An 11,389-nucleotide genomic window follows, 5' to 3' on the forward strand; every position below is an offset into this window, starting at 1 on the left:
AATTAGTTTTTAAGGCTGCCAACCATATCTTCCGGCCTTACCCATTGATCAAATTCTTCCTCGCTTAAAAACCCTGATTTAACGGCTTCTTCTTTTAGTGTAGTACCATTCTCATGTGCTGATTTAGCAATTTTTGCAGCTTTTTCGTAACCAATATGCGTGTTGAGTGCAGTTACCAGCATCAAACTATTATTGAGGTGCTGCTCTATGTTTTTATTATTAGGCTCTATACCAACTGCACAATGTTCATTAAACGACACGCAGGCATCCCCAATCAAACGAGCCGACTGAAGGAAATTGTATGCCATTACAGGCTTGAATACATTAAGTTCGTAATGTCCCTGAGCTCCACCAACAGTTATGGCCATGTCATTACCCATTACCTGGGCACAAACCATAGTTAGCGCTTCGCACTGTGTGGGGTTAACTTTACCAGGCATGATTGAAGAACCAGGTTCGTTGGCAGGAATATTTATTTCCCCGATACCTGATCTTGGACCTGACGCCAGCATTCTGATGTCGTTGGCAATTTTATTTAAAGAAACAGCCAGTTGTTTTAATGCTCCATGCGCTTCAACGATGGCATCGTGTGCAGCCAGTGCTTCAAACTTATTTTCTGCTGTTTTGAAAGGAAGGCCCGTAAATTCGGCAATCATTTTAGCCACATGCTCGGCATAGCCCTCAGGCGTGTTGATGCCGGTTCCTACTGCCGTGCCACCTAAAGCTAATTCGGAAAGGTGGTCCAGTGTATTGTTCAATGCTTTTAAACCATGATCAAGCTGGGAAACATAACCCGAAAACTCCTGACCTAAAGTAAGTGGTGTAGCATCCATGAGGTGCGTTCTTCCGATTTTCACCACATTCATAAAGTCCTGTGATTTTTTGTGGAGCGTGTCCCTAAGAGTTTTAACTCCGGGGATCGTATTTTCTACCACCATTTTATAGCAGGCGATATGCATACCGGTCGGGAAGGTATCGTTGGAAGATTGTGACTTGTTCACATCGTCATTAGGGTGAATGAAAGTTTTCCCTTCACCCAGTTTATTGCCGGCCAATACATGTGCCCTGTTAGCAATTACCTCATTGGTATTCATATTGGATTGTGTACCTGATCCTGTTTGCCAGATTACCAGCGGAAACTGATCATCATGCTTACCTTCAAGGATCTCATCACAAACCTTCGAAATCAGGTCTCGCTTTTCTTCAGAGAGTACGCCCAGGGCATGGTTGGTATGTGCCGCTGCTTTTTTCAGGTACGCAAAGCCATAGATAATTTCGAGAGGCATACTTGCCGCATCACCAATCTTGAAGTTATTTCTAGATCTTTCTGTTTGGGCGCCCCAATATTTATCTGCGGGTACTTTAACCTCGCCCATGGTATCTTTTTCTATTCTGAAGTCCATTTGTACAAGCTTTTCCGTTTTGGGGCAAATTTAGAAAAATATTTGGCTTAACAGCCCCTGTCCGTATATCAACTTAAGGAAAATCTGGCATTTGAATGGATATCTTCGCGCTATTTTGTTCGGCATTTACCGGTAATCACCCGTCACTAACCGATTGATATCAACTATTTCGGTCACAGAGTAGTAAAATTGAATAGTTAAAAACTTAAAATTAAAGAACATGAGCGAATACAATACAAACGACAAGAGGTTCTGGCTGGGTATCATCCTTGTCATCTTCGGTGGCATCTGGCTATTGGATAACCTGGATTTTATTCCGTATTATTTCTCCGAGATACTATTTTCATGGGAGTCTTTTCTGATATTGCTTGGTGTCTATTTTATTTTGGGCCGAAAGAAAGTGGAGGCCGGTATAATTATGATTGCTGTCGGTGGTATATTCCTCATGCAGGATCTTGGCTTTTTCTATATTCGCAATATTTGGCAAATCTTCTTACCTGCCATTATTATTATCATTGGCATTTCACTCATCATGCGCCGGTCAACCTTTGGAAGGCACCTTGATGGGGACGAAAAAAAAAATGATATAGACTATATTGATGACTTTGCCATTTTTGGCGGGCGTGAGCGAACCATAGATTCACAAAATTTTAAAGGAGGCCGGATAACTGCTATGTTTGGAGGTTCTCAAATGGATCTGAGAACGGCAGACCTCTCAAGTGGCAATAATGTGCTGGATGTATTTGTAATATTTGGTGGTACTGAGATCATTGTTCCACCGGACTGGACTGTTCAGGTTGAAGTATTCTCACTACTCGGAGCTTTCAGCGATAAACGTTCTACAGCCTTAAAAGTGATTCCTAATCCTGACAAAGTGTTGATTATTAAAGGGTTTGTTATGTTTGGAGGAGGAGATGTAAAACTTCAGAAGTGAGTATGACCTTTGGTTTCTGATAGAAAACTATTCAACTCTGATATCTCAGTACTCAATAATTAAAAATGAAACACCCGCTGGCAGGTAAAGCAATAGTATTTTACATATCGGCATGGGCAGTAGTTATTGCTGCTCATGCGGTTTTGCTATACTACCATTATCAGTTGCCATTATCAATTTCGTTGGCCGATGCCATTGTATCTAATGCTTTTTTGGCCGGTATAGGCCTGAGCTATTGGTATGTTGTGCAGTATGTTTCGCCCGAAAGTCAGGGTATCTCCGGGGTAATCTTTAGCCATGTTTTGGGTGCTGCTATCTCGGCTTTGCTGGTGGTATATGGTGCAAGTGCAGTGCTTTCAGGATTCTTTTCAGGTGATGAAAATTATCAGATATTGGTTGATGTGTCTTTCATATGGAGGATTATTATCAATGCGTTTTTCCTTGCCCTGATCATTATGGTATATTACCTGCTGCGCTACAATAACAACCTTCGCCTAAAAGAGCAGGAAGAGTTGCAGCTACAGGGTATGCTCAGGCATTCGGAGCTTGAAATGCTCAAATTCCAAATCAATCCGCACTTTATATTTAACAGCCTGAACTCGGTAAGCTCCCTTACTATTACCGATCCTGACAAGGCCAGAGACATGGTGATAAAACTTTCGGATTTTCTCAGGTCCTCTTTGGGCACCCAAAGCCCGGAAAAACATTCATTAAAAGATGAACTGGCACAGATGCAGTTGTACCTGGATATAGAAAGAGTGCGTTTTGGTGACAGGCTTACTTCGGTGCATGAAATTGATCCGGCATGTCTGGGCATGGCTCTGCCAAACATGATCTTGCAGCCCATTTATGAAAATGCTATTAAGTATGGAATTTATGAGCAATTGGAAGGCGTAGAAATAAAGACTACTTGTAAATGTGAAGATGGAAATCTCAAGATTTCGGTATCCAACAACTATGACTCTGAGGGAGCACCACAGAAAGGAAAAGGGATAGGGCTAAAAAATGTCCGCAATCGGCTGGAATTGACTTATGGCACAATGGGCCTGATGACTATTGAAAAAGAGAAAACGATATTTACAGTTCACTTGTTGATCCCCCAATCACCGGAAAAATGATAAAAGCTCTAATAATAGATGATGAAAAACTGGCCCGGGATGTTATAAGGGCATATCTCAAAGACCATCCTGATATAGAAGTAGTGTCAGAGTGCGCCAACGGATTTGAAGGTGTAAAGACCATCCATGAGGTAAAACCCGATTTGATCTTTCTTGATGTGCAAATGCCCAAGCTTACGGGTTTTGAAATGCTTGAGCTTCTGGATACAGTGCCAGTCATCATATTCAGTACGGCATTTGACGAGTTTGCGCTTAAAGCCTTTGAGCAAAGTGCTGCTGATTACCTGCTGAAGCCGTATTCAAAAAGCCGCTTTAACGAAGCTATATCGAAGGCCAGGCAGCGCCTGACGGGAGGAGGAGATAAGGAACTGGTTGCTAAAATCCAGGAGAGCCGGGAAGGTGCCCGTGAGGAACTTGATCGGTTGGTGGTAAGGCTGGGTAGTAAAATTGTCATAATCTCTCTGGATAAAGTTGATTTCATAGAAGCTCAGGATGATTATGTTGCTATCCACAGTGAGGGCAAAAAATACCTGAAACAGCTTACCATGAAATACCTGGAATCCTCATTGCCTGAAAATCAATTTGTCAGAGTTCACCGGTCGTATATAGTTTCCATTGGTAGCATAGACCGGTTAGAGGCTATGTCGAAAGACACGTATGTAGCAATACTTAAATCCGGCGCAAAAATTTCTGTAAGCCGAGCGGGTTATAGTTCGCTAAAAGAAGTACTCAATTTTTGATTTCCCTTTTATTTATTCTGTAATAATGGGCAAAAACCTTACATGTCACAAGATTCTTTGTTTTTTGGTTGCTTTAAGGAAATAAAATTTCGAGTTTAGGTGAAATTAGGCTTTTATGCCTAAAACAACTTTTAACCTAAACCTATGAAATTTATGACCAACTACAGATTACTGTTATTGGTATTCCTCAGCGCCATGCTGATGAGGTGTACTAATGACCCCAACGAACTGGAAGCCCCTCAGGTAGACCAGGAACTGCTGCTCATCCCAAGAGATCAGATTGATGATCAAATCATGGAGTCCCTAAAAGCAACCAATGAATTTAATTGGAGGGATGCGTCCGATCAGGTGCTTTGGAGTGCTTTGATGCATTCAGACTCCACATTGACTATTGGTTATCAGCCGGAGGGCGAGAGTGATGTCAACTCAAGAATGGCTACCATTGATATTAAAGGAAAGAACTGGGTGCAAGCCCGTGAGAATGTTGTTGAGGAAGCCCTTTACATTATTAATAAAGGTAATGATCAGCCCCTTGAGTCGGAAGATATTGATTTACGTGCACATAATGTATTACCTTATGTGGAAATACATATCACTGACCCGGCCGTAATTACCAGGCTCAGGTCTTTGCCTAATGTGCGTTATGTTGAGCCTTTGGGCTATGAAGTGGATTTTGCCCGCTATGCTGCTGAGGGTAGAGAAGAAAGCAGCAAAGGTTGCTCAAACGACCCCGATTATGGTATCCCTTCAGGCGATTACACAGTGGTTGCCCCTAATGCCAAGGTGTCGTGGAACTACAGCTATATGAATATCCCTCAGGCCTGGAGCCATAGCACAGGAAGTGGTATAGCCGTAGGCCTGATCGACACAGGTATATCTCCAAACCAAACCAAGCTTAACGGAGAATTCAATTCAGGATATTCCAGCGGAAGATATGTTCACAAATATGGTTTTTATGTAAGCAGTTGGTGGCCATGGGATGATCCTGACGGGCCAAATGACCAATGTGGCCACGGCACGGCTATGGCTGGTACCATTGCTGCCCCGAGAAGTACTTCCGGAAGTTCAGTGGGTGTAGCCTATAATGCCAATCTTGTAGCCGTAAGAGGCACGGGGGATGTAGTTATTAACGGAGGCAGTGAGAAAACAGGTGTTTCCGATGCTCTTGTTTTCCTTGGCAATCGAAGTGATGTTAAGATCATTAGCATGTCAATTGGAGATGTTTTCAGTAATTCTAAAGTTGCAGATGCTATACGTTACGCCTATGGTAAAGGTAAATTAATATTTGCAGCGGCAGGTACATCAACTTCATTTACAAACTGGTACGGTGTAATATTTCCTGCATCAATGAATGAGACCGTTGCTGTGACAGGAGTAAAAGAAGGAAGCGGTTATCAGCGATGTGATATCTGTCATTCAGGAGATAAAGTAGATTTCACTGTGGTTATGGAAAGATCAGGAAGCGGCAAACACGCCCTTACCCTGGCCATGAGTGGTAGTGATCCGTCCACAGTGGGAGGTTCTTCGGTTGCGACAGCCACCGCTGCGGGTATAGCAGCTTTGGTATGGTCAAAGAACCCAGGCTGGTCCAGGGATCAGGTACTTAATAAAATGAAACAAAGTGCTGATCTGTATCCGAGCAGAAGCTCAGAATATGGATGGGGTACTTTAGACGCATTGGCTGCGGTTAATTAAACAGGTAGTAAACCCAGGCGGGCTATGAAGGTCTGCCGGGCTTACTTGTTTCCAAGCTTGTTATAAAAATCCCAAATGACGATTCCCACACTTACTGAAATATTTAATGAGTGCTTAGTACCATGTTGAGGTATTTCAATGCATTTGTCAGAGACCTCTACAATCTTTTCATCAACACCAAAAACTTCATTGCCGAAAACAAGGCAGTACTTCTCCCCGGCTATTGGCTGAAAATTGCTTAACATAACGCTTTTGTCAACCTGCTCAACAGAGACTATTTTGTAGCCGTCCTCTTTTAGCTTTTTTATTCCGGCCATCGTGTCTGGCATATGCTCCCACTCCACTGATTCGGTAGCACCCAGCGCGGTTTTGGTTATATCTCTGTGCGGGGGTGTGCCCGTGATACCGCCCAGATAGATTTTTTCTACCAGGAATGCATCTGCTGTACGGAAGGCCGAGCCGACATTATTCAGGCTCCTTATATTATCCAGAAATATCACGACTGGAAGCTTTTCACTTTTTTTAAACTCTTCTATGGATTTTCTCTCCAGTTCTTCGTTGGCAAGTTTGCGCATCTTACTTTCTGATAGCTTTCGTTTTAAAAATACAAAGCTAACATTTAGTGTGTAATGTGTAATTAAAAAGACAGTAAGACACCAGCCTTGCTAATCGCACCAAAAAAATTAATCTTTGTGACCTTAATTGATCATAAAATGGCTAAAACCAAAGACGCAAAAGAAACTCCGTTAATGAAGCAGTACAACGCTATTAAAGCGAAGTACCCGGGAGCCTTATTGCTATTCAGGGTTGGCGATTTTTATGAAACCTTTGGTGAAGATGCAGTTAAAGCCAGCAAGGTTCTGGACATTGTATTGACCAAGCGTGCCAATGGAGCCGCTTCTCACATAGAGCTGGCAGGTTTCCCTCACCATTCACTGGATACTTATTTACCGAAACTGGTAAGGGCAGGTAATCGTGTGGCCATTTGTGATCAGCTTGAAGATCCAAAGTCGGTTAAGGGTATAGTTAAAAGAGGTGTAACGGAGCTGGTTACTCCAGGCCTTTCCTTTAATGATAATGTGCTGGAAAAGAAGGCAAATAACTTTCTGGCCTCTATACACTTTTCAAAAGACCGGGCCGGCGTGGCTTTTCTGGATGTTTCTACCGGAGAATTTATGACTGCTCAAGGGTCAAAAGATTATATCTCTAAATTATTTCAAGGATTCAACCCTTCCGAGGTTATCTTCTGCAAATCTGCAAAAGAAGATCTCAGACAGCTTTTTCAGGATGACTACAATACCTTTTCATTAGACGAGTGGATCTACAGTTTCGATTTTGGCTATGAAAAACTGACGGCCCATTTTCAAACCACCACACTCAAAGGCTTTGGTATTGAAGGAATGGATGATGCCATTATTGCAGCGGGAGCGGTTTTACATTATCTGGAAGAAACGGAACATCGTGAAGTAAAACATATTTCCTCAATATCGAGAATTGACGAAGACAGATACGTTTGGCTTGATAAATTTACTATTCGTAACCTGGAATTGATTTATCCACAACATGATGGAGGTGTCCCATTAATTGATATTCTGGATTGTACGGTTACGCCGATGGGTTCGCGGTTGTTGAAGAAGTGGATGGTATTGCCTCTAAAGGAAATAACCACCATCAATGAGCGATTAAATACTGTCAAAGGATTTACGGAAAATACCGATCTTCTTGATGATATTCAACAAAACCTTAAGCAAATCGGCGATTTGGAAAGGTTAATATCCAAAGTAGCCGTTGGCCGTATCAATCCGCGGGAAATGAACCAGCTCAAGAAGGCCTTAAAAAATACTTTGCCGATCAAGAAGATCCTGCAGGAGAGTAAGTTTGCAGAACTCAAAAAACTGGCGGATCAGATTAATCCCTGCGAATTCCTGCTGGAAAAGATAGAAAATGAGCTGAAAGAAGAGGTGCCGTTAACATCCAATGTTGGCGGTTTGATCAAAGACGGCATTAATGAAGAACTGGATGAGCTGAGAAAAATAGCGTATTCTGGCAAGGATTATCTTATTCAGATACAAAAGCGAGAAGTTGAGCGCACGGGCATTTCTTCTTTAAAAATAGCTTACAATAAAGTTTTTGGTTACTACCTCGAGGTAAGCAATGCCCACAAAGATAAGGTGCCTGGCGAATGGATCAGAAAGCAAACCCTGGTTAACGCTGAGAGATATATCACTGAGGAGCTCAAGGTCTACGAAGAGAAGATTCTCAATGCAGAAGACAGATTGTTTGTTATTGAGCAGAAACTATTCTATGAACTGGTCGTGAGTGCGGCCGATTACGTGACCCAAATACAGCAAAATGCAAGGGTTTTGGCCACAGTGGACTGTTTGAATTCTTTTGCTATCATCGCGAGGAACAACAAGTACGTAATGCCTGAGGTCAATGACTCTACTGCCATAGATATCAAAGAAGGCCGGCATCCTGTTATAGAAAAGCAGCTTCCCTTAGGTGAATCCTACATTCCCAATGATGTTTTTCTGGACAACGATCATCAGCAGATCATGGTCATAACAGGGCCCAACATGGCTGGTAAGTCTGCCCTGCTCCGGCAGACGGCTTTAATTGTGCTTATGGCGCAAATGGGGTCGTTTGTTCCGGCCAAACAGGCTTCGATTGGTATGGTTGACAAAGTCTTTACCCGTGTGGGGGCCTCTGACAACCTGTCAAAGGGCGAATCAACTTTTATGGTTGAAATGACCGAAACAGCCAGCATCCTCAACAACCTCAGTGACCGGAGCCTGGTGCTGATGGATGAAATCGGCCGGGGTACCAGTACCTATGACGGAGTCTCCATTGCCTGGTCTATAGTCGAATTTTTGCATAACCATCAGGATTATCGTGTCAAAACCTTGTTTGCCACCCATTATCACGAGCTTAATCAACTAACAGAAGACTTTCCCCGCATTAAAAACTTTAATGTATCCGTAAAGGAAGTTGGAGATAAGATCATCTTTATGCGAAAGCTCAAGGAGGGTGGTAGTGAACATAGCTTTGGTATCCATGTGGCCCAACTTGCCGGTATGCCGAATAAAGTGGTCATAAGAGCCAACGAGATTATGCATTTCCTAGAGAAGGACAAGCATAAAAATGACACCCGGAAAAAACTTGAAGAAGTACCAAAAGCCAACTACCAAATGAGCCTTTTCGAGGCTGATCCAAAATATAAGCAAGTGCAGGAAATGATGGACGCACTTGACATCAACACCATTTCACCGGTAGAAGCCCTTCTTAAACTTAACGAGATCAAAGTAGTACTAAAGGGCAAGGAATAATCTTACTATTCATTTATCTATCTGCCTGATTTCTATTAAGATCCGGCTAAAAACGGCTATATACCGTGTAAACCGTGCAGGTAACCAGCATGCAGGATATTTTAAATTATTGTGAAATTTTTGCAAGAATTATCAAAATAAAGTTTGAATTATTCAATTACGCATATTAGATTTGCCGCCAGTTAAACATGTAGATACGTTGAAAATCTGTTATGTTTTATACTTTAATGGCATAATAACCTTATTACTTATATAATAATAATTTAAAATTAAACAAAATGAAGTTAGTCCAAGTGGTATACGCAAAAGCCCTCTTGATGTTGTTCTGTGTTTCGTCTGCATTTGCGCAGGAGGAGGCCACCAGTGCAACCATAGAATATGGGTTTAAAGCGGGTGCTGTTATGAGTGAGTTGAGTTCTTCATATCATACAGGATCCAGATTAGGTTTTACAGCCGGAGCTTTCGGCTCTTATCAGATCAATGATATGCTTGCAGTACAAGCAGAGGTAGCTTATTTTCAATCAGGTGGTACCTATTTACAATTTAAAGATGAGTCCAGGTTTGGCGGATCATCAGACTTTTTCAACAACCATGTTAAGGATGCTTCAGTTACCCTGCACAACATTTATGTTCCTGTTCAGGCACGTTTTGCACCTTTCAGCAATCCTGCCTTTCCTAAATTCCTGATAGGCCCATACATGTCATACAACATTTCGGCAACGGAATCTTATCAGAAAACAGGTCAGCTAAACGGAAATGTTTTTGTAACCGCTGCAGGTGAAGATGTGGTTTCTGACCAGTACAAAAACTTTCAGTTTGGCGCTGTAGCCGGTCTGCAATTCGATATTCCTACTGAGGGAAGTTTTGATTTGGTTATAGGAGCCGCTTATCAATATGGTATTACCCCGGTTAAAGAATCTTTCAGTTACATCGATTTTGTAGAAGTTACTGAAGATGTAACGGCCAATGCCTTCTCATTTACTGTTGGTGTTAAATTTTAAATAAAGCTTAAAAATTAAAAATTAAATAAATCATGAGTTCTATAATGAAAAAAACAAGAATCCTATCGTTCCTTTTGGTGATCATACTTGCGGGTGTTTTCACTTCTTGTAAAGATGATTTTACTGAAGAGGATGCTTTGAATGCTCAACAAACTGTTGATGTTTCTATTTATGTTACTGACTATTTCAACACTACTGCTGTAAGTGGAGCTACTGTATCAATCATTAAAGATGGAGCCACTGTAACTGCAGAAACCAATGAGCAAGGTGTTGCTTCTTTTTCTGATATTAAAATAGGTGGGGGCCTGCCTGTAACGGTTGAAAAAGAAGGTTTTACTAAAGTTAACAAGTTGGTAGACATTGATGTAACCAACTATCGTGAAGGTCACTTTACAACTACTGTAGATGTGCTTTCTCTTACTGAAAATACTGCGATTATTAAAGGTAAGTTGGAAATAGAAACAGATCTTACCAACGAAGAGACTGAAATTGTGCCCGAAGGAACTGAGGTTATTGCCATCCTTAACGTTGAAGATTTTTCTGGAAACAGCATAGAGATCTCTGCTACAACAGATGCAAATGGTAATTATGAACTGGTTGTACCAGCAACTAATTATGGAGTGGAGTATACTTTAAAATATCAGACCCTCACTTTGGATCAAAAAATAGCTAAGAACGGTAATAAGGGGGATGAGGAGTTTCCTGCAACTTTGCCAAGTCTTGCCAATATTTCTACTGTGTTTAATCCTCATGGTTCAGCACTTGACATACCAAGCGTTCCGTCTATAGTTGCAACTTTACCTGCACCTACTGATGCTGATGGAACACAGGCTGAAATTTATGTTGATTTTGGTAGCATGACGGCTGATGGTGGCATTGATGATTTTGATGTAGATGTAACAGGAACTGGTTATACTCCAGGTGCTGAATTAAATGTAACAGTGACATCACTGTTTGGTGGTTCCGGGTTGGCAGCAATCTGGACTGTCGATGGTTCAGGCAATGTAAGTGGAAATGCAAATATTACAGATACAGGTAGTGGTTATCCTATGACCTATGAAGCTAATAAAGCTGCTAAAGATGAGCCTTCCTTCAGCTTTGAAGTTGAGATTTCTTCAGGAGAAATCGTGCTTCAAAATGGGGACTATGGAACCGGTACGATTCGAGCTGAA

General features: G+C 41.8%; 9 protein-coding genes. 7 read left to right on the forward strand and 2 right to left on the reverse strand.

All coding sequences use genetic code 11. From position 1 onward, the window contains the following. Window positions 1-2: 2 nt before the first annotated feature. Window positions 3-1,403, reverse strand: coding sequence for a class II fumarate hydratase (gene fumC / locus E1163_RS07690; RefSeq protein ID WP_155170854.1), 1,401 nt, complete (start codon window positions 1,401-1,403; stop codon window positions 3-5). Window positions 1,404-1,623: 220 nt separating this feature from the next. Here fumC and E1163_RS07695 point away from each other — a divergent pair, with 220 nt between their 5' ends. The 4 genes from E1163_RS07695 to E1163_RS07710 all read left to right on the forward strand — a co-directional run bounded on the left by E1163_RS07695 (window position 1,624) and on the right by E1163_RS07710 (window position 5,890). Then, on the forward strand, window positions 1,624-2,337 hold the full coding sequence (locus E1163_RS07695) for a LiaF transmembrane domain-containing protein (RefSeq protein WP_155170855.1): 714 nt from the start codon (window positions 1,624-1,626) through the stop codon (window positions 2,335-2,337). A 65-nt stretch (window positions 2,338-2,402) separates the two neighbouring features. Next, entirely contained in the window at window positions 2,403-3,455 is a 1,053-nt protein-coding gene (locus E1163_RS07700; RefSeq protein WP_155170856.1) for a sensor histidine kinase, read from the forward strand. Further along, window positions 3,452-4,195, forward strand: a complete 744-nt coding sequence (locus E1163_RS07705; RefSeq protein WP_155170857.1) for a LytR/AlgR family response regulator transcription factor — start codon at window positions 3,452-3,454, stop codon at window positions 4,193-4,195. The genes E1163_RS07700 and E1163_RS07705 overlap by 4 nt, the downstream gene beginning before the upstream one ends. Window positions 4,196-4,348: 153 nt before the next feature. Beyond that, complete coding sequence (locus E1163_RS07710; RefSeq protein WP_246223551.1) at window positions 4,349-5,890, forward strand: S8 family peptidase; 1,542 nt, start codon at window positions 4,349-4,351, stop codon at window positions 5,888-5,890. Window positions 5,891-5,931: 41 nt separating this feature from the next. Here the strand turns inward: E1163_RS07710 and E1163_RS07715 are convergent, their stop codons facing one another. Beyond that, window positions 5,932-6,465 carry an RNA methyltransferase gene (locus E1163_RS07715; RefSeq protein ID WP_155170858.1) on the reverse strand — a complete coding sequence of 178 codons (534 nt, stop codon included), beginning with the start codon at window positions 6,463-6,465 and terminating at the stop codon, window positions 5,932-5,934. A gap of 138 nt (window positions 6,466-6,603) precedes the next feature. Here E1163_RS07715 and mutS point away from each other — a divergent pair, with 138 nt between their 5' ends. From mutS to E1163_RS07730, 3 genes are all read left to right on the forward strand, one after another. Then, entirely contained in the window at window positions 6,604-9,216 is a 2,613-nt protein-coding gene (gene mutS / locus E1163_RS07720; RefSeq protein WP_155170859.1) for a DNA mismatch repair protein MutS, read from the forward strand. 278 nt (window positions 9,217-9,494) lie between these two features. Beyond that, window positions 9,495-10,217, forward strand: coding sequence for a porin family protein (locus tag E1163_RS07725; RefSeq protein ID WP_155170860.1), 723 nt, complete (start codon window positions 9,495-9,497; stop codon window positions 10,215-10,217). 44 nt (window positions 10,218-10,261) lie between these two features. Beyond that, window positions 10,262-11,389 (forward strand): hypothetical protein (locus E1163_RS07730; RefSeq protein ID WP_221417959.1); only part of this gene is annotated, 1,128 nt, incomplete at its 3' end.

This window comes from Fulvivirga kasyanovii, assembly GCF_009711405.1.
GTDB lineage: Bacteria > Bacteroidota > Bacteroidia > Cytophagales > Cyclobacteriaceae > Fulvivirga > Fulvivirga kasyanovii.